This is a genomic window from Sphingopyxis sp. FD7 (assembly GCF_003609835.1).
Lineage (GTDB): Bacteria > Pseudomonadota > Alphaproteobacteria > Sphingomonadales > Sphingomonadaceae > Sphingopyxis.
Genome location: NZ_AP017898.1, coordinates 2896011 through 2919670, shown reverse-complemented (window position 1 = coordinate 2919670; position 23660 = coordinate 2896011). Strand labels below are relative to the sequence as shown.

The 23660-nt window shown below is 64.9% G+C and carries 20 protein-coding genes; 14 read left to right on the top strand and 6 right to left on the bottom strand.

Annotated features, from left to right (window positions below):
- Positions 1–219 precede the first annotated feature (219 nt).
- The gene (locus SPYCA_RS14020) at positions 220–729 is read left to right on the top strand and encodes a hypothetical protein (RefSeq protein ID WP_120221342.1); all 510 of its coding nucleotides are present in this window, start codon (positions 220–222) and stop codon (positions 727–729) included.
- A gap of 125 nt (positions 730–854) precedes the next feature.
- Positions 855–1268, top strand: a complete 414-nt coding sequence (locus tag SPYCA_RS14015) for a nuclear transport factor 2 family protein (RefSeq protein WP_120221340.1) — start codon at positions 855–857, stop codon at positions 1266–1268.
- Between the two features lie 29 nt (positions 1269–1297).
- Here the strand turns inward: SPYCA_RS14015 and SPYCA_RS14010 are convergent, their stop codons facing one another.
- Positions 1298–2566 carry a type ISP restriction/modification enzyme gene (locus tag SPYCA_RS14010; RefSeq protein ID WP_172595089.1) on the bottom strand — a complete coding sequence of 423 codons (1269 nt, stop codon included), beginning with the start codon at positions 2564–2566 and terminating at the stop codon, positions 1298–1300.
- A gap of 79 nt (positions 2567–2645) precedes the next feature.
- Positions 2646–4694: an Eco57I restriction-modification methylase domain-containing protein gene (locus tag SPYCA_RS14005; protein ID WP_120221336.1), complete on the bottom strand. Its 2049-nt coding sequence runs from the start codon at positions 4692–4694 to the stop codon at positions 2646–2648.
- A gap of 394 nt (positions 4695–5088) precedes the next feature.
- Here SPYCA_RS14005 and lepA point away from each other — a divergent pair, with 394 nt between their 5' ends.
- Positions 5089–6912 (top strand): translation elongation factor 4, encoded by a 1824-nt coding sequence (gene lepA, locus SPYCA_RS14000; protein ID WP_120221334.1) that lies wholly within the window; start codon positions 5089–5091, stop codon positions 6910–6912.
- 47 nt (positions 6913–6959) lie between these two features.
- A complete protein-coding gene (locus SPYCA_RS13995) occupies positions 6960–7607 on the top strand; it encodes a GNAT family N-acetyltransferase (protein WP_120221332.1) in 648 nt (215 codons plus the stop codon).
- Positions 7608–7818: 211 nt separating this feature from the next.
- On the opposite strand, the gene SPYCA_RS13990 is transcribed toward SPYCA_RS13995, so the two are convergent.
- From SPYCA_RS13990 to SPYCA_RS13980, 3 genes are all read right to left on the bottom strand, one after another.
- The gene (locus SPYCA_RS13990; RefSeq protein ID WP_120221330.1) at positions 7819–8094 is read right to left on the bottom strand and encodes a hypothetical protein; all 276 of its coding nucleotides are present in this window, start codon (positions 8092–8094) and stop codon (positions 7819–7821) included.
- A gap of 183 nt (positions 8095–8277) precedes the next feature.
- Positions 8278–8577, bottom strand: coding sequence for a CtrA inhibitor SciP (sciP, locus tag SPYCA_RS13985; RefSeq protein ID WP_095387481.1), 300 nt, complete (start codon positions 8575–8577; stop codon positions 8278–8280).
- 15 nt (positions 8578–8592) lie between these two features.
- Positions 8593–8961 (bottom strand): hypothetical protein, encoded by a 369-nt coding sequence (locus tag SPYCA_RS13980; RefSeq protein WP_120221329.1) that lies wholly within the window; start codon positions 8959–8961, stop codon positions 8593–8595.
- Positions 8962–9093: 132 nt separating this feature from the next.
- Here SPYCA_RS13980 and mnmA point away from each other — a divergent pair, with 132 nt between their 5' ends.
- The gene (mnmA, locus tag SPYCA_RS13975; RefSeq protein ID WP_172595088.1) at positions 9094–10242 is read left to right on the top strand and encodes a tRNA 2-thiouridine(34) synthase MnmA; all 1149 of its coding nucleotides are present in this window, start codon (positions 9094–9096) and stop codon (positions 10240–10242) included.
- Between the two features lie 54 nt (positions 10243–10296).
- Entirely contained in the window at positions 10297–10719 is a 423-nt protein-coding gene (locus SPYCA_RS13970) for a hypothetical protein (protein WP_120222365.1), read from the top strand.
- A gap of 21 nt (positions 10720–10740) precedes the next feature.
- Here the strand turns inward: SPYCA_RS13970 and SPYCA_RS13965 are convergent, their stop codons facing one another.
- Positions 10741–11820 (bottom strand): DUF2332 domain-containing protein, encoded by a 1080-nt coding sequence (locus SPYCA_RS13965; RefSeq protein WP_120221327.1) that lies wholly within the window; start codon positions 11818–11820, stop codon positions 10741–10743.
- A gap of 38 nt (positions 11821–11858) precedes the next feature.
- Here SPYCA_RS13965 and hisG point away from each other — a divergent pair, with 38 nt between their 5' ends.
- From hisG to SPYCA_RS13925, 8 genes are all read left to right on the top strand, one after another.
- On the top strand, positions 11859–12515 hold the full coding sequence (gene hisG, locus SPYCA_RS13960; RefSeq protein ID WP_120222364.1) for an ATP phosphoribosyltransferase: 657 nt from the start codon (positions 11859–11861) through the stop codon (positions 12513–12515).
- Complete coding sequence (hisD, locus tag SPYCA_RS13955; RefSeq protein ID WP_120221325.1) at positions 12502–13794, top strand: histidinol dehydrogenase; 1293 nt, start codon at positions 12502–12504, stop codon at positions 13792–13794. The genes hisG and hisD overlap by 14 nt, the downstream gene beginning before the upstream one ends.
- A 172-nt stretch (positions 13795–13966) precedes the next feature.
- Entirely contained in the window at positions 13967–14422 is a 456-nt protein-coding gene (gene nusB, locus SPYCA_RS13950) for a transcription antitermination factor NusB (RefSeq protein WP_120221323.1), read from the top strand.
- A gap of 119 nt (positions 14423–14541) precedes the next feature.
- Positions 14542–15471 (top strand): thiamine-phosphate kinase, encoded by a 930-nt coding sequence (gene thiL, locus SPYCA_RS13945; protein WP_120221321.1) that lies wholly within the window; start codon positions 14542–14544, stop codon positions 15469–15471.
- Between the two features lie 234 nt (positions 15472–15705).
- Positions 15706–17820 carry a sodium-translocating pyrophosphatase gene (locus tag SPYCA_RS13940; RefSeq protein WP_120221319.1) on the top strand — a complete coding sequence of 705 codons (2115 nt, stop codon included), beginning with the start codon at positions 15706–15708 and terminating at the stop codon, positions 17818–17820.
- A gap of 80 nt (positions 17821–17900) precedes the next feature.
- The gene (locus SPYCA_RS13935; protein ID WP_146625147.1) at positions 17901–20054 is read left to right on the top strand and encodes an alpha/beta hydrolase family protein; all 2154 of its coding nucleotides are present in this window, start codon (positions 17901–17903) and stop codon (positions 20052–20054) included.
- Positions 20055–20221: 167 nt separating this feature from the next.
- A complete protein-coding gene (locus SPYCA_RS13930; protein WP_232003328.1) occupies positions 20222–21817 on the top strand; it encodes a helicase HerA-like domain-containing protein in 1596 nt (531 codons plus the stop codon).
- 73 nt (positions 21818–21890) lie between these two features.
- The gene (locus SPYCA_RS13925) at positions 21891–23177 is read left to right on the top strand and encodes a cytochrome P450 (RefSeq protein WP_120221316.1); all 1287 of its coding nucleotides are present in this window, start codon (positions 21891–21893) and stop codon (positions 23175–23177) included.
- The last annotated feature ends 483 nt before the right edge of the window (positions 23178–23660 follow it).

The following is a 23660-nucleotide window of genomic DNA, read 5'->3' as shown; positions in this document are numbered from 1 at the left end:
TCCAATCAGAAACTAGAACACCCGCGCTGCCGGTCCCCCGCCGAAGCGGGCGATTTTTCCGTCATGCGGGAAAGTCAGCGCCACTAGCGGCATGACGCGCGGCTGTCAACCGCATATTTCCGCGCTTTTTGTCCGCAACGGCGGGGTGCGGCGCTTTATCGTCGGCGCCGCCGATTCGCCCCTTGCTGCACCGGCTGCGTCCCCATATCAGGGGCGGCGATGACGCGCATCCTTCCTCTTCTTCTGCTGACGCTGGCGCTGCCCGCCTGCGCCGCGAGCGTCGGCGGCGACGCGCCTTCGCTCGCGAAGCGCCCGGTCGAGGGGCGGTTCGACGTCGCGCCGTCGCCGACCCCGGTTCCGCCGCCCGGCCCGCTGCCCGCCGACCTCGCCGGACGGCTCGCGCGGTGGGAGGCCGAAGCGGCCGCCGGGCAGCGCGCCTTTGCCGCCGAACGCAGCGCCGCCGCGGCGCTCGTCGCCGCCGCGGCGGGGGCGCCGGTCGCCAGCGAACGCTGGATCGTCGCACAGCAGGCGATCTCGCGCATGGTCGCCGCGCGCGCGCCGACGACCGCGGCGCTCGCCGATATCGACCGCCTCTATCTCGAGCGCCGCGTGGCGGAAGCGATCGACGGACTTCCACAGATCCACGCGCTGCGCGAACGGCTCGCCGGGCTGGTGTCGGCGCAGGATGCGGTGATCGCGGCGCTCGGCGCCGAACTGCCGGGGGGCTGATCGGGGGCGAGGGCGCCGCGGGGCCGTCCCTCCGGCATCGCCGCCGCGCCCCATTACCCCCCGCGTCATTGCCCGCGCCGCCCGCCGCGCCCTATCGTCGGCGGGTCACAGCAGAAAGGCCGAGCATGTCCGATATGTCGCACGACGCCCCGCCCACCCGGCGCTGGTCGGTCGAGGGGTTCACCTATTTCTGGTCGCAGGCGCGCGACCCCGCGATGGTCGCGGCGGTGGTGCTTCCCGACGTGCGCGGGACATGGCCGCGCGCGTCGGTCCCCGTCGTCGGGCGCGCCGCCTATATCGGCGCGATCGCCAGTTTCCTCGCCGCGCTTCCCGATTTCAGCGTCGAGGTCACCGATCATGCGACAAGCGGCGACGTCGCCTTCGTCCGCTGGGTGCTGCGCGGCGCCTTTCCGGTCGGTCCCGACACGATCGTCGGCGTCGACCGGCTGGTGCTGAAGGACGGATTCGTCGCCGAAAACCACATCCATTCGGACCACCCGCTGTTCGCCGAACTGGCAAGGACGCGCGCGCTGGGCTGAGCGGGGGCGGGGCGCTGGCGGGCCGGGGCTCAATCCAGCGGCAGCGCGATCTCGCGCATGATCCGGTCGGTTTCGATCAGGATTTTGACGATCTTCTGATAATGGCCGATGTCGTCCCACGACAGCGCGCGCCCGCGCCGGTCCTTCAGCCATTTCTGCGCGGGCTGATATCCGCCGATGCGGAACGTCCACGCGATTTCGGGGACGCCATCGAAATACTGGTCCCTGTTGATGAAGACGCGGCCGGTTGATCCTCCCTGCGGCGAAGCCGTGGGGAGGGGGACCGCCGAAGGCGGTGGAGGGGCCTTTGCGCCGCTGGCCCCTCCACCATGCTCCGCATGGTCCCCCTCCCTGTCGCGCAGCGATGGGGAGGATTTTTCAAACTTCGGAAACCCGCTCGCCACCACATCGTCCCCCTCGCCATGATAGGGATAGGGCGTCGCACCGATCGCGCCCGCTTCCATCAGGTGCAACCGCCGCAGCGCCTCGCCCTTTTCGCTGACGTGGCGAAACACCTCAGGCGAGTGGGGGTAGGGAATGCGCGGAAAGTCGATCTTCAGAAACTCGGCAAAGGTCTCGCGATAGGCGGGCGAATGCAGCACGCCATAGATATAGTCGAAGACCTTGACCTCGCTCGGCCGCGCGTCGCCCGTGGCCGCGCGGAAATCATAAAGCCCCTCCCCTTCAGGGGAGGGATTGGGGTGGGGGCCATCGGCATCGCGCGACATCGCCGTATCGGCGGGGTCGATCCCGGCGGCGGCGCAGATGGCGGCGTAGAGTTTGGGGTCGAAGTTGAGGGTGCGTTGTTTCGGAGCGAAAGCGTCGCGTTGCTCGGTCGCATTATCGGGATAGAAATAGAGAGGAAAATTGGAGGTGATATCAAAGCCGCTGAACGCTTTGTGACCGGCTATTCCATCATTCACCAGACCGCCGAGTTCGTCCTTGGTCTGTTTCGGAACCATCAGCGCCAAATTTTCGTGCTCTGCAAGATGACGCATTACCTCATCGCGCGGGTAACATATAAACCCGCGCGAATTGCCGGTATAATAGGTCCAGCGCATGTCGAACGGTCGATAGGCAATCTGCTTCAGATAAGTCTGTCCAAAGTGCCGCGTAATGTCCGCTTTGGCCCATTCAACACGCCAGTCTCGCACATCTGCGCCGAGAGCGTAGCGCTGCCGCAGTTCCTCGGGATCGGACAATTTCATGTCCCTGACTCGTTCCCACAGGGTCTCCCGATCCATGTCGATGGTCAGCGCATCTCGTGCAGTGACAATTCCCACGGAATTGACCGGCATCAGCTCGGCGACCGAGAACCCTCGCTGGTAGCGCTCTTCACGTCCGTAATCGCGGGAGATGAACGGGTGAAGCGGCGCCTTATGCGGCAGCGGCGTAAGGGAAAGGTTGCCGGGCGTTCCCGTCCAAAGCGCCTCGTTCTTGGCGGCGCGACTGCCCCAAAGCTCCCCATGGTAAAGCTCGGCCTGCCGAGCCACTGCCGAGCCACTGCCGAGCCACTGCCGAGCCACTGCCGAGCCTACTAGCTATGACAATAGCCGTACCTTGTTGAATGTCAAAGACATTTTTGTCCGGTGATCCGTCCGGAGACATTTCCTTTTTCTTGGAATTGCCGTGCAGATCGAGCACCCAAATCTTGTCAAACGTCCTGAGCAGATGCCAGCGCATCCCCCGAAAGGTGGGATTGTCGAGGTATCCGTGATTGGTGATGAACCCTAATACGCCCCCCGACGGGTTTCGGGAAATCAAATCCTCCGCCATGCGGATGAACTTCACATAATCGTCATTGATCCACTTGGGATTGCGCTCCTTGAGCTTCTCCTTGCCGCCCGGCTCCTTTTTATAGGCTTCCATCAATTCCCTGATGTGATCGCCCTTGTTCGCACTTTCGCCCGAATAAGGCGGATTCCCGATCACGCACATGATCGGCGTCTGCCGCTTCACCTCGCTTGCGCCGCGCGCTTCCTCGGCAAGCGGTTGAAAGAACAAATCCTTCACCTCGCGCTCGGCGGGTTCCAGCGCGTTGGTCAGCCACACCGACAGGCGCGGCGGCTTTGCGCTCGGCTTGTATCCGGTTTCGGTCAGCATCATGTCCAGCTTCATATGGCACATGGCGTAACTCGCCATCAGCAGCTCGAAGCCGTGCAGGCGCGGCAGCAGATCCTGCTCGACATAGGCCGACCATTTGCCCGGCGCGCGCGCCTTCACCCGGTCCGAAATCAGTTGCACCGCCTTCGCCAGAAAGGTGCCCGTACCCGTTGCGGGATCAAGTATCTGGACCTTGTGAACATCCTTCCTGATCGTGCGCGGCTTGCCCGTCTTGGGGTCGTCCTGCCCGGTGTCCCAGTCGACCGTCACCTTGCTGGTGTCGGCCAGCCCGTCGGGCAGGCCGAACTCGCTTTTCAGCACATCGTCGACCGCGCGGACGATGAAATCGACGACGGGTTCGGGCGTGTACCACACCCCCCGGCTCTTGCGCTTCCTGGGGTTATAGGCGGCGAGAAAGTCTTCATAGAAATGGATGAAGGGGTCGTTGCGCGCGGTGAACTTGCCGAAATCCTTGAACAGCGAATGCGGGTCGCTCGCGCGCAGCACCTGCGCCAGATCGTCGACGATGTAACGCAGGCGATTGGGCAGGGCCGGGCCGGCGATATAATCGAACAACCCTTTCAGAAAGGGGTTCGACGCGGGCAGTTTTTCCAGCGCCTCGGCGCGGCTGAACGTGTCGGGTGTGTCGTCGTGAAAACGCGCGGCGAACATGCCGTAAGTGATCGTTTCGGCATAGATGTCGGCGAACTCGTCGGGTTCGAGCGCGGGCAGCAGATTGGCCTTGAAACTTTGATACTGGCCGCCCAGCCCGGTTCGGTAATCGGGATCGTCGGCCAGCGCGATGCCGATCTCGTCCTTGATGATCGCCGCCTTCGCCGCCATCATCGCGGCCAGCTTTGCCGCCGACCGGATGCTGATCGGCTTCGCTTCCGCGAACAGCCGCAGCTGGCGTTCCAGTTCCTCGAACCGGTCGGGGACCGCCTGCAACCCCATCAGGAAATCGGCGATCGACACGAAATGCACCTGCGCGCCGTCGCGGATGAACTCGAAATCGACGCCGTTGGTATAGATCAGGTTGGGATAGGCCGCCTCATAGCGTTTGCGCTGCTCGACCGAATAGCCTTTCAGGCGGATGACGTCCTTGTCGATGTCCTTCGCCTCGGCCCAGCCGAAGGGCACGCCGTCGCGCTCGAACAGGAAATCGACCATGCCCGCGTCGCCGCGCTTCGGCTCGTTGACGACGCGGATCGCCGGGTCGATGCTCTGGAACAGGCGGTGCAGCGCGGGGCGATAGCTATGCTCGGTCGCGTGCCCGCTCTCGAACTGCGTCCGCACCTCGTCCAGATAAGCTGCAATATCCATTGGTCTTTTCGCCCTCACTCGCCCCGCGCGAACCGGCGGCACAGTGGCGATCATCGGCGGGCGGGGCAAGTCCCCTCCGCGCCCTCCGCGTCTCCGCGCGAAAAACCGCTTTCCTACCTCGCCGGCTATGCCAGCCTCGCCGCTCCTCGCTCTTTGACCCCTTGAATCCGCTGCCTTTCCGCCGCGCCAAACATCGCGCCCGCGCGCGACCTTTGCGATGTTTCGCGCGTGTGCGCCGCGTGGGTGACCTTCGCGACCTTCCCTCCGGCACCGCACGGCCAACCCCCTGTTTTCCGGTGCAACCAGGTGACAAGTTTGACAAGTTAAGCCCGCGGCGCCGGCCGGAGCGCCACTCCCTGCTGACAGCCGGGCTTTCGCCTGCTAACGGCGCGCCATGACCACGCCCCTCTCGCACATCCGCAATTTTTCGATCATCGCGCATATCGACCATGGCAAGTCGACGCTCGCCGACCGGCTGATCCAGTTCACCGGCGGGCTGACCGAGCGCGAAATGTCGGCGCAGGTGCTCGACAATATGGACATCGAGAAAGAGCGCGGGATCACCATCAAGGCGCAGACGGTGCGCCTCAGCTACACCGCAAAGGATGGCGAAACCTATCAGCTCAACCTGATGGACACGCCGGGGCACGTCGACTTCGCCTATGAAGTGTCGCGGTCGCTCGCCGCGTGCGAGGGTGCGCTGCTCGTCGTCGACGCGGCGCAGGGGGTGGAGGCGCAGACGCTCGCCAACGTCTATCAGTCGATCGAGCACGACCATGAAATCGTCCCCGTCATCAACAAGATCGACCTGCCCGCGGCCGACGTCGACAAGGTGAAGGCCGAGATCGAGGATATCATCGGCCTGCCCGCCGACGATGCGGTGCTCGCCAGCGCCAAGGCGGGGATCGGCATCGAGGAAGCGCTCGAAGCCATCGTCGCGCGCATCCCGCCGCCCAGGGGCGACGCCGCCGCGCCGCTCGTCGCGATGCTCGTCGACAGCTGGTACGACCCCTATCTCGGCGTCGTCATTCTTGTCCGCGTCGTCGACGGCGTGCTGAAAAAGGGCCAGCAGATCAAGTTCATGCAGGCGGGGACCACCCACCTGATCGACCGCGTCGGCTGTTTCACGCCCAAGCGCACCGACCTTGTCGAAATCGGGCCGGGCGAGATCGGCTTCATCACCGCGCAGATCAAGGACGTCGCGCAGGCGCGCGTCGGCGACACGGTGACCGATGCGAAGAAGCCCGCCGCGGCGCCGCTGCCGGGGTTCAAGGAGGTCCAGCCCGTCGTCTTCTGCGGCCTCTTCCCGACCGACGCCAACGACTTCGAGAAATTGCGCGAGAGCATCCAGAAGCTGCGGCTCAACGATGCGAGCTTTTCGTTCGAGATGGAGAGCAGCGCGGCGCTCGGCTTCGGCTTCCGCTGCGGCTTTCTGGGCCTGCTGCATCTGGAGATCATCCAGGAGCGGCTGACCCGCGAATATGACCTCGACCTCATCACCACCGCGCCGTCGGTCGTTTACAAGCTCAAGCTTTCGCACACCAAGAATGAGGCGGCGAAGGAGATCGAGCTCCACAACCCCGCCGACATGCCCGACCCCAACCGCATCGACGAGATCGAGGAGCCGTGGATCGAGGCTGTGATTTACGTCCCCGACGACTATCTGGGGCCGATTTTGAAGCTCTGTCAGGACCGGCGCGGGGTGCAGAAGAACCTGACCTATGTGGGCGGGCGGGCGCAGATCACTTACGAACTGCCCTTGAACGAGGTGGTGTTCGACTTCTACGATCGGCTGAAGAGCATTTCGCGCGGCTATGCGTCGTTCGACTATCACCAGATCGGCCACCGCCCCGGCGACCTTGTGAAGATGAGCATCCTCGTCAACAACGAGCCGGTCGATGCGCTGTCGATGATCGTCCATCGCGGCTCGGCCGAAAGCCGCGGCCGCGGCATGTGCGAGCGGCTGAAGGATCTGATCCCGCGCCACATGTTCAAGATTCCGATCCAGGCGGCGATCGGCGGCAAGGTGATCGCCCGCGAAACCATCGCCGCGCTGCGCAAGGACGTCACCGCCAAATGCTATGGCGGCGACGCGACCCGCAAGAAAAAGCTGCTCGAAAAGCAGAAAGAGGGCAAGAAACGGATGCGCGAATATGGCAATGTGAACATCCCGCAGGAGGCGTTCATCGCCGCGCTGCGGATGGGCGACGACGGATAGCGCGCGGCGGGTCGGCCTTATTGTCCCGCCATGATCGGGAGGCTGCGATGACCGGGACGGGCAGGCGGGAGGCCGGGCGGGCAGACGGCGCAGGACGGCGGCGCCGGATCGAGGATGTCGCGATCCACAGCCGGCTCAACGACGGCACCGCCGTCTGCCTGCGCACGATCACCCCGGACGACGCCCCGCTGATCCGCGACGGCATCGCCCGCCTGTCGGCCGAATCGCGCTATCTGCGCTTCTTCTCGCCGGCGTCGTCGCTGCCCGACGCGGTGATCGAGCGGCTCGTCGATGTCGACGGGCACGATCATATCGCGTGGGGCGCGATTTGCAGCTCGTGCCCCGACCGGCCTGCAATCGGTGCGGTGCACGCGGTGCGCCATCGCCCCGACGGCCCGGTCGGCGAGTTTTCGGTCGCCGTGCTCGACGATTTTCATGGGCAGGGGCTCGCCCGGATGATGACCGCGGCGCTGCTCGTCCATTGCCTGGCCGAAGGACTCGTCGAACTCGATGTCCATATGCTGTCCGAAAATGCCGCTGCCCGGCGGCTCGTCAAGGCGCTCGGCGCGCGCTGGGCGGGGGAAACGGCCGGGGTTGCCGAATATCGGCTCGACGTCGCGGCGGGGCTGGAAGCCTTGCGCTCCGACGCCGATGCGCCCGGCGTGCGCGATGTGCTGGCGGCGCTCAGCGCATGATATAGTCCCTCCCGCCGCCCCGGGTCGCTGGGGGCGACGGGAGGGTGGTCCGCGAAGCTTATCGCTGAAAGCGTGTTCCCGTCCCGAACCGGCGTTAACCGTGATCGCCATGTCGCGCGGTGACGGTCATCACAGCTTCCGAAATCGATGGCGCATGGAAAAGGGCGCCGGGATCGCCCGGCGCCCTTCCCGCCATTCAGGGGGGCGGCCCTTATTTCGTCTGCGTGTCGCCGACGCCCGTTTCGGACGGGGCGATCTCGCCGTTGTCGTCCATGGCGTTCGCCTTTTCCTCGCCCATTTCTTCCACGGCGTCAGCCTTGTCTTCCATCGCCTCCTTCGCCGGGCCTTCGGGCATGGCGTCGGCCTGTTCGTCGATGGCTTCGGCCTGGGCTTCGGCCTGATCCTCGACCTTGTCGGCTTCCGGGCTCTGGCAGGCGCCGAGCGCGAGCGCCGACGAGGCGGCGAGGGTGATGAACATCTTGCGCATAATGAGTGACTCCCAAAGTTGACTCGGGGGCTTAACGCCGGGTGAACGGGAGGGTTGCAATAAAATTGTCAATCACCGGAAATCGTGCCTCTTTCCGTCGGTTCCGGATTGCGGCGGCGCTGCACGGGACGAAAAAAGAGGGCGCCGAAAGACGCCCTCTCCATCGCGGTTCGATCCTGCGGATCAGAAGCGCTGCTGGCGTTCGTAAAGATCGCGGTAGTGCTGGATGCGCGTCACGCGCAGCCCCGGCATCCCGCTGCGGTCGATCGACCGTTGCCAGCCGGCGAACTCCTCGAGCGTCAGCCCATAGCGTTCGCACGCCTCGTCAACGGTCAGAAGGCCGCCATTGACTGCCGCAACGACCTCTGCCTTTCGGCGCACGACCCAGCGCGTCGTGTTCGGCGGCGGCAGCGAGTCCAGCGTCAGCGGTTCACCCAAGGGGCCGATGACCTGTGCGGGCCGGATTTTCTGATTCTCGATCATGCTCATTCCATATTGTCAGCGTCGGATGGGGGGTGTGTCCGACGCGTTTCGATCTAGCCCGGAGGGGTTCAACATCGCCTGAAATCCTCTGGTAAACGGCTCGTTCATAGTTTCCGGCGATCCGTGCATGTCGTCCGACAGGTCGAGAAAACGAACGGCGCGGACCTCCTTTTGTTCCAGCGGCGACCGGCTTCCGCAGAAAATCCTCCGGCGCGCATCCAGTCGTTCGACATGCCTGCGATGCTGCGCCTGCGCTCTGAGCAGCCGAACCGTCGGCAGCGCCGCCTGCCGGGCCCCGGCCACGGCCAGAACGATGTCGAAGCCTGGCTTCGACAATCGGGCCGCACCGGCGACGCGCGGAAAATCGGACGGATCGAGGTTCATGCGACTCGTCTAGCGCGGAGGGCCTAAAGTCCCGTAAATGCCCGTTTCAGCACCTGTTAGCGAAGCTTAACTCCCGTCAATATCCTGACGGGCGCGGCGGAAAAGCTGGCATATTTCGGTCCGCATCCCTAGATGGCGCCGACGATGATCGCGACCTTGTCCTCCCCCGCCGGGCTCGCCCAGGCCGACTTCCAGCTTGCCGGACCGATGAAGGACCGGCGAATCGTCGTCGCCATGTCGGGCGGAGTCGACTCGAGCGTCGTCGCCGCGCTCGCCGCGCGGTCGGGCGCGGAGGTGATCGGCGTGACGCTCCAGCTCTACGATCACGGCGCCAAGGCGCGGCGCGTCGGCGCTTGCTGCGCGGGGCAGGATATTCGCGACGCGCGCGCGGTCGCCGACCGGCTGGGCTTCGCGCACCACGTTCACGACCATGAAAGCCGCTTTCGCGACACGGTGATCGACCAGTTCGCCGACGAATATCTCGCCGGGCGGACGCCGATTCCGTGCGTGCGCTGCAACATGGGGGTGAAGTTCACCGACCTTTTCCAGCTCGCCCGGGATCTCGGCGCCGACTGTCTCGCGACCGGCCATTATGTGCGGCGCGTGATGGGGCCTGCGGGCGCCGAACTGCACCGCGCGGTCGATCCCGCACGCGACCAGAGCTATTTCCTCTTTGCCACGACGCGGGAACAGCTCGACTTCCTGCGCTTTCCGCTCGGCGGGCTGGAGAAGAATGTGGTGCGTGAGATCGCGCGTGACATGGGCCTCGGCGTCGCGGGCAAGCCTGACAGTCAGGACATCTGCTTCGTCCCCGACGGCGATTATGCCTCGCTCGTGCGCAAGCTGCGCCCCGAAGCCGAGGATCGGGGCGAGATCGTCCATGTCGATGGCACGGTGCTCGGCACGCACCGGGGACTGATCCACTATACGGTCGGCCAGCGGCGCGGGATCGACATCGGCGGACAGGCGGAGCCGCTCTATGTCGTGCGGCTCGACGCGGCGACACGGCAAGTGATCGTCGGTCCGCGGCGCGCGCTGGCGGTGTCGGGCGCGCGGCTCGGCGAAGCGAACTGGCTCGCGGACGTCGAGAGCCGCGATGTGCTGGCGAAGGTGCGCAGCATGGCAAAGCCCGTTCCCGCGCGCGTGACCGGCGACCGGCTGCATTTCGTCGCCCCCGAATATGGCGTCGCGCCGGGACAGGCCGCGGTGCTCTATGACGCCGCCGACACGTCGCGCGTGCTCGGCGGCGGCTGGATCGAAGAGACGTTCGCGGCGGAATAGATTGAACTTTCTTCCCCGATGCCGCAGCGTGCCGCCAAACAGGGGAGAAATATGATGGTCAATATGGTCTTGCGCGGCGCCGTCCTGTTGTGGGCGGCTTTCTTTGCCATCGTCGGTGCGCGCGGGTTGCTGGATCCTGCGAGTTATAGCGAAACCTTCGGTTTCACGATCAGCGGCGTCGCGATCAACACGCTGCGCGCCGACCTGTCCTCCTTCTTTCTCGTTTCGGCCGGCGCGGCGGCGCTCGGCGCCTTGATTCCCGCGTGGGTGCGCGCGCTGCTGGTGCCCGCGGCGCTCTACGGCACCGCGCTGGCGGGGCGGCTGGTCGGCGTCGCGATGGGCGATCCGACCAATTTCGGCATCGTGCAGGGCATGATCGTCGAAGCCTTGTCGGTGCTGCTGATGCTCGGCAGCTGGTGGGTGCTCTCTCGCGCGGCAGCGGCGCCCGTCCAGGACTCCGCCGACACGGTGCATTGAGGCGTCGCGTCGGCGGCAGGCCTAACCCAGCCACTCGATCCACGCGCCATGGGCATGCGCGTGGGCGAGCTTTACCGGCTCGTCACCGCCCGGCCAGTAGCGGACGAGGAGTTCGTGATGGTGGACGGTGCGGTTCGCTTCGAGCGCGATCCAGGCGAGCGGGCGATCGGCGGTGGCGCGGCGGCCGGCGGCCTCCATCGCCGCGGTCACGCGCGCCTGCTGGTCGGCGGGAACATATTGCCAGACGATCGAGTGCATCAGCGCGCGCGTGGTCCCGGCGGCCTGCGGCCTTGCCAGCTCGGCCTCGACGAAATCGGCGGCGGTGGCGCGGATGAGCCTGGGCTTTTCCGCGTGCGCCGCGGCGATCGCCGCCTCCATGCGCGCGAAGCGGACATGGTGCTCGGGCCAGATATAGGCTTTGAGGCGGAGCGCCTGCGCCGGGTCGGTCAAATCGACGGGCGCGACGTCGCAGCCGCTGAGCCCGGCGAAGCCAACCGCGTGCATCGGCGGATGACGGCCGCGCCATTCGGGGGCAAAGGTCATCGCAGCCGGTTGCGGCCCGACATGCACCCCGCCAAGATCATAACGATAGCGGTCGATCATCAGGTTGATCCCCGCGCTCGAGCCGATTTCGAGGCAGTCGAAGCGCGGCGGCAATCCCCTGTCGGCAAGCCAGAGCATCGCCGCGATGAAGTTCGACGAGCGCCCCGCCTCGTTCGTCTGCGGGGGGCCGTCGAGCCAGGGGAGCAGCGCCGCCTCGTGCCGCGCCACCACTCCTGCGATTATTGCGGCGTCGTTGATGTCCTCGGCATCGGCATAAATGGGGGCAAGTTCGTGCGCGGCCTCCGACAGGTGCAGCGCATGAAACCCCCCCGCGGCGCGCAGCGGCAGCGCGTCGGCGAGCGGCGCGCCCGGCCAATCGGCAATGCGCCGCGCGAAGTCGCTCGCAGGTCGATCGAGCAAGCTGGCAATTGCGGCGACGACGCGCGCGGTAACGGGCGCGTCGTTGGCGCGGCAATAGGCAACCTGGTTGGCGAAGGCGGCGAGCACCGAGTCACGTCCGGTTTCCGCCATGTCGGCAAAGTGATAGCGCTCGCTCATTGCCCTTTGTCCCGTCGCCGCCTATGTGCGCGACGCTTATGCCCGAACCGATCATCTTTGCCATCCCCAAGGGACGCATCCTCGACGAGGCGTTGCCGCTGCTCGCGCGCGTGGGGATCGAGCCCGCGGCGGACTTCTTCGACAAGAAGAGCCGCGCTTTGGTGTTCGGGACGAACCAGCCGCATATCGCGCTGATCCGTGTGCGCGCGTTTGATGTGGCGACCTTCGTGGCCCATGGCGCGGCGCAGCTCGGCATCGTCGGGTCCGACGTCGTCGATGAGTTCGACTATTCGGAGTTGTACGCCCCCGTCGATCTCGGCATCGGCCATTGCCGCCTGTCGCTCGCGGGACCGGAGGGCAGCGCGCCACCGGGGCTGGGCGAAAGCCACATCCGCGTCGCGACCAAATATCCCGCGACGACGCGCCGCTGGTTCGCGGCACAGGGCATCCAGGCGGAGTGCATCAAGCTCAATGGCGCGATGGAAATCGCGCCGAAGCTGGGGCTCGCGTCGCACATCGTCGACCTGGTATCGACGGGGCGCACCCTGACCGAAAACGCGCTCGCCGAACAGAAGGTCATCAGCGAGGTGTCGGCGCGGCTGATCGTCAACCGCGCGGCGTTCAAGCTCAATTCGGCCGAGGTGCCGGCGCTCGTCGAACGCTTCCGTCAGGCGGTGGTCGATGCGGCGGCTTGACGCCTCGGCGCCCGGTTTTGCGGCCGCGTTCGACGTGCTGGTGAACGACCGGCGCGAGAGCGCGTCCGACGTGTCGGCCGACGTCGCCGCGATCATCGCGCGGGTGAAGGCCGAGGGCGACGCGGCGCTCACCGACTATACCGCGCAATTCGACCGGTTCGACCTCGACGCGCGCGGGTGGAGCATTTCAAAGGAGGACTGCGCCGCGGCCCATGCGGCGCTGGCGCCCGATCTGCGCGACGCGCTGAACCTCGCCGCCGACCGTATTCGCGCTTACCATGCCGCGCAATTGCCCGAGGATCGCGATTATCGCGATGCGACGGGCGCGCGGCTTGGTGCGCGCTGGAATGCGGTCGATGCCGCGGGAGTCTATGTCCCCGGCGGACGCGCCGCCTATCCCTCGTCGGTGCTGATGAATATCCTGCCCGCAAAGGTCGCGGGGGTCGAACGCATCGTGATGGTGACCCCGACCCCGGATGGCGGGGTCAATCCGGTGGTGATGGCCGCCGCGCACATCGGCGGCGTCGATGAAATCTGGCGGATCGGCGGCGCGCAGGCGATTGCGGCGCTGGCCCATGGCACCGGCCGCATCGCGCCGGTCGATGTCGTGACCGGCCCTGGCAATGCCTGGGTCGCCGAGGCGAAGCGCCAGCTTTATGGCGTGGTCGGCATCGACATGGTCGCGGGGCCGAGCGAGATCGTGGTCGTGGCCGACAACCGGAACGAACCGCATGTCATCGCCGCCGACCTGTTGAGCCAGGCCGAGCACGACCCGACGAGCCAGTCGATCCTGTTCACCGACGATGCGGCCTTTGCCGATGCGGTCGTTGCGGCGGTGGCGGAGGTCATCCCGACACTGAGCACCGCGGCGACGATGCAGGCGAGCTGGGCCGAAAATGGCGCGGTGATCGTCGTGCCGGCGCTGGCCGACGCGATTCCGCTGTGCGACCGGCTGGCGCCCGAACATCTCGAACTCGCGGTCGATCCCGCCGAAGCCGATGCGCTCTTCGCGCGGGTTCGCCATGCCGGATCGGTGTTCCTCGGTCGCCAGACCCCCGAGGCGATCGGCGATTATGTCGCGGGCCCGAACCATGTCCTTCCTACGGGGCGCCGTGCGCGTTTTTCGAGCGGCCTGTCGGTGACCGACTTCATGAAACGCACCAGCTTCCTTGCGCTCGACGAGGCAAGCCTTGCCGCCATCGGCCCCGCGGCGGTCGCGCTTGCCGGGGCCGAGGGGCTTCCCGCCCATGCGCTCAGCGTCCGGAATCGGTTGAAATAGAATTGCCCCATGAACCCCAATCTCCGTCGTCCCGGCGAAGGCCGGGATCTCGCCGTCACGACAAGACGCGAGGTTGAGATCCCGGTCCCTCCGACTGCCTTGCAGGCGCTCAGGACAGGCTTCGCCGGGATGACGATTTGAGCAGATGACGATTTAAGATAAAGCAGACACCATGAACAAACGTACCCAGGCCCGCTCCGCCGCCCGCCTTGCCGCCGTGCAGGCGCTTTATCAGCACGAGATGGAGGCGACGCCGGTCGCGCAGCTGATCCACGAATTTCACCAGCACCGCATCGGCGCGATCATCGAAGACGCCGAATATGCCGACGCCGACGTCCCCTTTTTCGACGACATCGTGAGGGGCGTGCTGGCGCGTGCGGACGAGATCGACGCGGCGATCGTCGCGCGGCTTGCCAGCGGCTGGACGATGGAGCGGCTCGACCGGACGATGAAGGCGATCCTGCGCGCGGGCACCTATGAGCTGCTCGCGCGCGGCGACGTGCCGGTCGGCGCGGTGGTCAGCGAATATGTCGATGTCGCGAAGGCGTTTTTCGACGGCCGCGAGGCGGGGTTTGCGAATGGGCTGCTCGACGCCATCGGCAAGGATGTGCGGGGAACCGGCGCCTAGGATATCCGTTGGCATCGAGCGAAGTCGAGATGCCCGGCGGCCTGGCGCCAGCTCGATGAGTGTCTCGACTTCGCTCGACACGAGCGGACAGAGATGCCTTGATCGAATGAGAGGGCCGCATGACCGAAGCCGATTTCATCGCCCGCCTGCGCGCCATCGCGACCGATCCCGCCGCGCGCGGGCTCGCTGACGATGCGGCGGTCTGGGAGGGGCTGGTGCTCACCCACGACATGATCGTCGAGGGTGTCCATTTCCTGCCTGACGACCGGCCGCAGGATGTCGCGTGGAAACTCGTCGCGGTGAACCTGTCCGACCTGGCGGCCAAGGGTGCGCCGCCGGTCGGGGTGCTCGTCGGCTACAGCCTCGGCGACGCGGCTTGGGACGCGGCCTTTGTCGAGGGGCTCGATGTGGCGCTGCGCCGCTTCGGGGTCGCCCTGCTCGGCGGCGACACGGTACGCGCGCCCACGGGAACACCCCGCAGTTTCGGCCTCACCGCGATCGGGCGGGCGCCCGAGGACGGGGCTCCGACGCGCGGCGGGGCGCGGCCGGGCGACCAGCTATGGGTGACGGGGACGGTCGGCAATGCCGGGCTGGGCCTGGCGATGCGGCTTGGGCAGGTCGAACCGAACGAGACCTGCCTTGCCGCCTATAGCCGCCCCCAGCCGCAGCTGACCTTCGGACAGGCGGTGGCGCCGCATGTTCGCGCGATGATGGATATATCCGACGGCCTGCTGATCGACGCACAGCGCATGGCGGCGGCGAGCGGGTGCGAGCTGGGGATCATGCTCGAGGCCATCCCCCTGTCGGCGGCGCTGCTCGCGGTGCGGCCCGATGTGCTCGATACGCGGCTGGCCGCGGCGACGGCGGGCGACGATTATCAATTGCTGTTCGCGGCCGATCCAGCCGCCGCAGGCGCGATCCGCGAGATTGCCGCCGGGTTGAATGTCGCGGTCACCGCGATCGGCCACGCGGGAGTAGGCGAGGGGATCGTGCTGACGCACCGTGCGCAGCGCATCGCGGTACCCGAACGGCCGGGTTTCATGCACTGACGGCAGGAACCTATCCGAATCGTCATCCGGGCGAAGGTCGGCATGACGGCCTGAGGCGAGATTGCGCAAATGCGCCGAATAACCGGGCTTGCCCTTGGCTTTCTTTCTTCCCATAACCCGCCGGTCTAATTTGGGGCGGTCGCATCAGGGGAAGAGCGAACCGGCAACAATAGTCGGACGTGCTCGACTGCTATCTTCTGCGTCGCCCTTCTCATGGGGAAGGAAGCAACACGCATGAATCCGGTTTTGATCGCGATAGGGTGCGGCCTGTTGGCCGTGCTCTATGGATTCATTACCTCGCGACAGGTGCTCAGCGCATCGGCGGGTAACGAAAAGATGCAGCAAATCGCCGGCGCCATTCAGGAAGGCGCCAAAGCCTATCTGGGCCGCCAATATCGCACCATCGCTGTTGTGGGCGTTGTCGTCGCCGTGCTTGTCGGACTGTTCCTCGGCCCGATCTCCGCGACGGGTTTCGTCATCGGCGCTGTGCTGTCGGGTGTGGCTGGTTATATTGGCATGAACATCTCGGTCCGTGCGAATGTGCGCACGGCCGCGGCGGCGCAGACCGGGTTGCAGGCGGGCCTCACCATGGCGTTTCGCGCCGGCGCGATCACCGGCATGTTGGTTGCGGGCCTTGCGCTGCTCGCGATCGCTGTTTTCTTCTGGTATCTGACCGGCCCCGGCGGCTTTACCGTCGGCGGTGACGATCGCACCGTGGTCGATGCGCTTGTTGCCCTTGCCTTCGGCGCTTCGCTGATCTCGATCTTCGCGCGGCTCGGTGGCGGCATCTTCACCAAGGCCGCCGATGTCGGCGCCGACCTCGTCGGCAAGGTCGAGGCGGGAATCCCCGAAGATGATCCGCGCAACCCTGCGGTGATCGCTGACAATGTCGGCGACAATGTCGGCGACTGCGCGGGCATGGCCGCCGACCTCTTTGAAACCTATGTCGTCACCGTCGGCGCCACGATGGTGCTGATCGCGTTGCTGATGAAGGGGGCGGGCGACATGCTGCTCCCGCTGATGACGCTGCCGCTGTTGATGGGCGGTGTCTGCATCATCACTTCGATCATTGGCACCTATTTCGTGCGTCTCGGCAGCGGGACGAACGTCATGGGTGCGATGTACAAGGGTTTTCTCGTTACCGCGATCCTCTCGATCCCGGCAATCTGGTTCTCGACGCAATATGCACTCGGCGACATGGCGACCGATATCGCGGGCACCGATTTCAACGGCAGCGATCTTTTCTATTGCGCGCTGCTCGGCCTTGCCATCACGGGCATCATCATCTGGATCACCGAATATTATACGGGCACCAATTATCGCCCCGTTCGCAGCATCGCCAAGGCGTCGGAAACGGGCCATGGCACCAATGTGATCCAGGGTCTGGCCATCAGCCTGGAATCGACCGCGCTGCCGACGCTCGTCATCTGTGTCGGCATCATCGTCGCCTATCAGGTCGCGGGCATCATCGGTATCGCCTTTGGTGCCACTGCGATGCTCGCGCTGGCTGGCATGGTCGTCGCGCTCGACGCCTATGGTCCCGTCACCGACAATGCCGGCGGCATTGCCGAAATGGCGGGTCTCGATGACAGTGTGCGTGAGAAGACCGACCTTCTCGACGCCGTGGGCAACACGACCAAGGCCGTGACCAAAGGCTATGCCATCGGCTCGGCGGGTCTCGCAGCGCTGGTGCTGTTCGGCACCTATACCGCGGACATTACGGAGTATTCGGCAGCGCTCGGTCTCGACGCTCCGCTGACCTTTTCGCTGTCGTCGCCCTATGTCATCGTCGGACTGCTGCTCGGCGCGCTTTTGCCCTATCTCTTCGGGGCGCTGGGCATGACCGCCGTGGGCCGTGCGGCGGGTGACGTGGTCAAGGATGTTCGGGACCAGTTTGCGAACAACAAGGGCATCATGGACGGCACCAGCCGCCCCGACTACGCCCGCACGGTCGACCTCGTCACCAAGGCGGCGATCAAGGAAATGATCATCCCGTCGCTGCTGCCGGTGCTCGCGCCGATCGTCGTTTACTTCGTCATCCTGTGGGTCGCGGGTCCGGCCGCAGCGCTCGAAGCGCTCGGCGCGCTGCTGCTCGGCGTGATCGTCGGCGGGCTGTTCGTCGCCATCTCGATGACTTCGGGCGGCGGCGCCTGGGATAACGCGAAAAAATATATCGAGGACGGCAACCACGGTGGCAAGGGCAGCGAAGCCCACAAAGCCGCGGTGACCGGCGATACCGTCGGCGATCCCTACAAGGATACCGCGGGGCCTGCCGTGAATCCAATGATCAAGATCACCAATATCGTGGCGATCCTGCTCCTCGCGGCCCTGGCGCACGGCGCGGCTTAAGCTGCACCGCATCTGTAGGTGAACAAGGGCCTCGCCGGAGCGATCCGGCGGGGCCTTTCCGTTCCTTGTGGCGACGGTCGGTGTTGTCAACGCGCAGCGGCCTTTCTACGCTTGCGGCCACGGGCAGTACGAACAATCGGATTGTCGGACAGAGGGTTAATCCGTTCAACGTGCGTAAAAAGGGGATCAAGATGACCACGAAGCTTTTCGTTGCGGCATTGCTCGCTTCGGCGGTCGCGCTGCCGACTACCGCGCAGCGGAGCGACATTGTGGTGATGGCACAAAAGGGGCGTGTCGATACGGCCGTATTTGGAAAAAGGCCATTCATGCGCGACCCGCGTCTGTCACCGGACGGAAGCAAGGTGGCGGTGATGATGAGCCGCGATGGCGTCGATAATCTGGTCCTCATCGACTTAACCAAAACGGAAACTGCCCCCACGCTGATAGCGAAAGCCGAGGAATATCGCGAGGCCGGTGATCGCACGATGACCGGCTGGCGTTGGGTGGGGAACCGCACACTCGTTATCACATTGATGTCGCGTGAGATTATTTTCGGACAGCGATCCGACCTGCGGCGTCTTGCTGCCTACGACCTGGAATCGGGAAAACTCACTCCGCTCGCCTGGACCGACGCCGGTGGTGATGGCGGCACCATCTTGCACGTCGACGATGAGAAAGAAACGATCCTCGTGCAACGGGGCATTTTCAAGGACGGCAGTTTTTCGCCAGGCCCCGAGGTGATCAACGTCGACGTCAGGACCGGAAAATACAGGACCATCCAGCGACCCAATGTCGAGGTCAGCAACTGGCTCGTCGACGGCAAGGGAGTTGTTCGCGGCGGGCTGGGGCAGGACGACAAGGGGAATCAGCGGTTGATGTATCGGTCGGACGCTACCTCGACGATCAAGACTGTATCAAATGCTAAAGATCCGACATTCACCCAGTCGCAGATCGTGCCGTCGGTGTTTCTCGACGAACCCGACATGGCCTATGCGACAAGCAACAAGGATGATCTGCGCCGCGTCTACAAGGTCAACATGAAGGCGATGGAGATCGTCGGTCCGCCGCTGTTCCAGCTCGACGGCTATGATGTCGGCGGCATTATTCCCAATGAAGCCGGCAACAACATTCTCGGCTTTGCCTACATCACCGACAAGGATCGTCGCAAATGGGTCGACGAACGGCTTGCGCAGGTGCAGCAATTTTTCGACGAGGATTTTGGCGAGGGTAACGCGCTTATTACCTCGACCAATGACGGTGACACAAAATTGATCGTCCAGATCGGCGAAACAAGCGATCCGGGGGGCTATTATCTTTACGATACGCAGACCGGCAAGCTGCAACTGCTCGGCTGGGTCCACCCCATCCTGCAGGGCGCCAAGATGAACCCCACGGATACGGTGCGTTACAAGGCATCGGACGGGTTGGAGATCGAGGCAATCGTGACCTACCCGCGCCACCGCAAGGATCGCAAGAAGCTGCCCGTCGTGGTGATGCCGCACGGGGGCCCCTATGGTGTGCGTGACGAGGAAGGCTTTGGATTCTTTCCCTGGCATCAGGCGGTTGCCGAACTCGGCTATGTCGTGATCCAACCCAATTACCGGGGGTCCGGGGGCTACGGAAAATCGTTCGTCATGGAAGGCCGCAAGCCCAACGGATATGGCAACCGAATGCAGGATGATCTCAACGATGCGGTCACCTGGTTCGCGCAGCAGGGGTTGGTCGATCCGAAGCGCGCCTGCATAATGGGCTGGTCTTATGGCGGCTATGCCAGTGCGAGAGGGGCGCAGCGCGACCCGAATGTGTGGCGCTGCGCTATCGCGGGGGCCGGTGTCTATGATTTCCCGATGATGAAATCCTTCGATACCCAAACCTTCGGCAGTTTTGGCGCCAGCTTTCAGGCGACGGCCGATGACCTTATCGCGATCTCGTCTGCGCGAAACACCGATGGCCCATGGTCGCCCATCCTGATCGTGGCGGGTCTGCGCGACGCGCGAATTCCGATCGAGCAATCGCGCACGCTGGTGTCGCGTCTCAAGCGGTCAGGCAAGAAGGAAGGGGTGGACTTCCGTTACGTCGAGCAGCCCAAGGGCACACACAATCTGCCTTATGAGGATGTCCATATCGAATGGCTGGTCGAAGCCGAAAAGTGGCTGGCGGTTCATAATCCTGCCTATATTGAAAGCGATCCGGACAGGCCAAAGCCCGTTACGGTAACCGCGGAAACCAGATAGGACTGGCATGCCGGACGGGAAATGGGCGGCGCGGCGTTCGCGGCGCAACTTCGCTCTCTTCGGGTCAGGCTGCGTGCCTGTTTTCGATGCCCGCGCCCGTTTGCCGATTGCCTGTCCGCCGCCGCCGCTCTAACCTTTGCAGCACGTTATCAAGCGGAGGGCGGCGAGTGAGCGAAGGCAGCGCGGCGAGCGAAATCTATATTGGCCTCGGCGGCGGCGGGGCGGCGGCGGGGGCGCGGCAATCGCTGGTGCTGAAGCGCGCGAACCGCCACGGGCTGATCGCCGGGGCGACGGGCACGGGCAAGACGGTGACTTTGCAGGGGCTGGCCGAAGGTTTTTCGGCGGTGGGCGTGCCCGTCTTTGTCGCCGATGTGAAGGGCGACCTTGCGGGCATGGCGATGGCGGGCAGCCCGACCGCCAAGGTGCACGAGCCCTTTTCGAAGCGCGCCGCCGAAATCGGCGACACCGACTGGGCCTATCGCGATAATCCGGTGATCTTCTGGGATCTGTTCGGTGAACAGGGGCATCCGGTGCGCACGACGATCTCCGAAATGGGGCCGCTGCTGCTCGCACGGCTGATGGGGCTGAATGAGACGCAGGAAGGTGTGCTCGCGATTGCGTTCAGGGTTGCCGACGAACAGAATATGCTGCTGCTCGACCTGGGCGATTTGCAGGCGATGCTCGTCTGGTGCGCCGAAAATGCCGACGAGTTGACCGCAAAATATGGCAATGTCACCAAGGCGAGCGTCGGGGCGATCCAGCGGCAACTGCTGACGCTCGAAAGCCAGGGCGGCGATCATTTCTTCGGCGAGCCCGCGCTCGATATTCAGGACATGATCCGCACCGACGAAAAGGGTCGCGGTTATGTGAACATCCTCGCCGCCGACAAGCTGATGGCGAGCCCGAAGCTTTATGCGACCTTCCTGCTGTGGCTGCTGAGCGAGATGTTCGAGACGCTGCCCGAGGTGGGCGATCCCGACAAGCCCAAGCTGGTTTTCTTCTTCGACGAGGCGCATCTGCTGTTCGACGATGCGCCGCCCGCGCTCACCGAAAAGATCGAACAGGTCGTGCGCCTGATCCGGTCGAAAGGCGTTGGCGTCTATTTTGTGACGCAAAACCCGATCGATATTCCCGAGGCGGTCGCGGGCCAGCTGGGCAATCGTGTCCAGCACGCGCTGCGCGCCTTTACCCCGCGCGATCAGAAGGCAGTGAAGGCTGCCGCCGACACCTTTCGCCCCAATCCGGAGATCGATGTGGCGCGTGAGATCACCGAGCTTCGCGTCGGCGAGGCGCTGGTGTCGCTGCTGATGCCCGACGGCGCGCCGTCGCCGGTTGAGCGCACTTTAATCAAGCCGCCCTGCTCGCGCGTGGGGCCGCTCGACGCCAAGGAACGCGCGGTCATCCAGTCTGTCTCGCCCGTTGAGGGCAAATATGACACGGCGGTCGACCGCGAAAGCGCCGAGGAACTGCTCGCCGCCAAGGCCGAGCAGGCGCAGGCCGCGGCGATCGAAGCGAAGGCGCAGGAAGAGGCCGACAAGGCAGCGGCGATCGCCGCGAAGGAAGAGGCGAAGCGCAAGGCGGCCGAGGAGCGCGAACGCATCCGGCTGGAAAGAGCAGCGGCGCGCGAGGCCGCGAAGCCGAGCATGGCCGAAAAGATGATGCAGTCTGCGGCGCGCTCGGCCGCGACGAGCCTCGGTCGGCAGGTCGCGGGCAAGTTTGGCGGCCAGTTGATGCGCGGGATTCTGGGCAGCCTGTTCAAATAGGTCGTCGTTCACCAAAGACACCCCGTCATCTTTGCGGTCGACTCGGCGTGCGAATCGCGGCAGCCTGGGTTGCATGACAAAACCTATATTGCCTGGAGAGGTAGCCGCCGCGGTCGTCAATCCCGCCGCCTATGGGGCGTGGGAGCCGCTGCACGAACAGCTCGCCTGGGCGCGGGCGAACATGCCGCTGGGCGTCGCGGAGAATCCGAACCACGATCCCTTCTGGCTCGTGACGCGCCACGCCGACATCATGGCGATCAGCCGCGATCCGCAGCGCTTTGCCAACGGCATCCGGCCGACGGTGCTGACCGACCGCGCGGGCGAGGCGCTGGCGCGCGCGGCGACGCCGAATAATGACGGTCATCTGGTGCGCTCGCTCGTCCAGATGGATGCGCCCGATCATATAAAATACCGGCTGCTGACGCAGAGCTGGTTCATGCCCAAGAATCTGAAGACGATCGAGGATCGCATCCGGCAGATCGCCCGCGACACGGTCGAGCACATGCTGGAGACCGGAGGGTCATGCGATTTCGCGCGCGACGTTGCGGCGCATTATCCGCTGCGCGTCATCATGGACATATTGGGGGTGCCGCCCGAGGACGAACCGCGGATGCTGATGCTGACGCAGCAATTGTTCGGTCCGACCGACCCGGAGCTCAACCGCAGCAGGGAAGCGATCACCAGCTCCGAACAGGCGATCGCGATGCTGCATTACGTCATCGCCGATTTCGAGGCCTATTTCGGCGCGCTGACCGCCGACCGCCGCGCCCATCCGCGCGAGGATATTGCGACCGTGATCGCCAATGCGATGGTCGGGGGCGAGCAGATTCCCGACCGCGAACTAGCCGGCTATTATATGATTATCGCGACCGCGGGGCACGACACGACGAGCGCATCGACCGCGGGGGCGATCATGGAGCTGGCGCGCAACCCGGCGCTGTTCGAGCGGTTTCGTGACGCGGCGAGCGACAAGGCGGGGCTGATCGAGGAGGCGATCCGCTGGACGACGCCGGTGCAGCATTTCATGCGCAGCGCGCGCGAGGATGTCGAGATCGGCGGGCAGACGATCCGCGCGGGCGACTGGCTGATGCTGAACTATGTTTCCGCGAACCGCGACGAGGCGGTTTTTGCCGATCCCTTCGCTTTCGACCCCGATCGCGAGAAGAATCAGCAGATCGCCTTTGGTTTCGGCGCGCATGTCTGCCTGGGGCAGCATCTGGCGCGGCTGGAGATGCGGATTTTGATGGAGGAATTGCTGCCGCGGCTGACCAGCCTGGCGCTGGCGGGCGAACCCGCGCGCGTCGAATCGGTGTTCGTCGGCGGGCTGAAGCGGCTGCCGATCCGGTTTACGGCGGCGTAGCGGCTTACAAGCGCCAGCTTTGGCTGACACAAGATATGGGTTGTCATCCCGGCGAAGCCTGTGGGGTGGGTTCACATCTGGAGTGCACCAGTTGGGTAAGGAATGCCTTGGCTGGGGTTAAGGGGGTTGAGACATTTTCGAGGGGCATTGTTGTAAGCGCGATCGGGGCGGCGGCTTCTCCGGGGGTTCTTGTGATGAGCGTGAGGCGCGAGCTGCGTTCGTGGGCGGCGAGGATGGCTTGGCCATGGCTTGCAAACGGCATGCGATCGGCTTTCCAATGGGCGCGGCAATCGCACATCGCTCCTCAAGCGATAACTGGCGGCAACGCTCTCCCATCGCAACACCTCAAGCTGGGGTTGCGCTTCGTTTGTGAACGAAGGGGCTCTCGACCTATCGCAAAGACGCACCGGTGAGATCCCGGCCCCTTCGACTGCCTTGCAGGCGCTCAGAACAGGCTTCGCCAGGATGGCGATGGAATGAAGG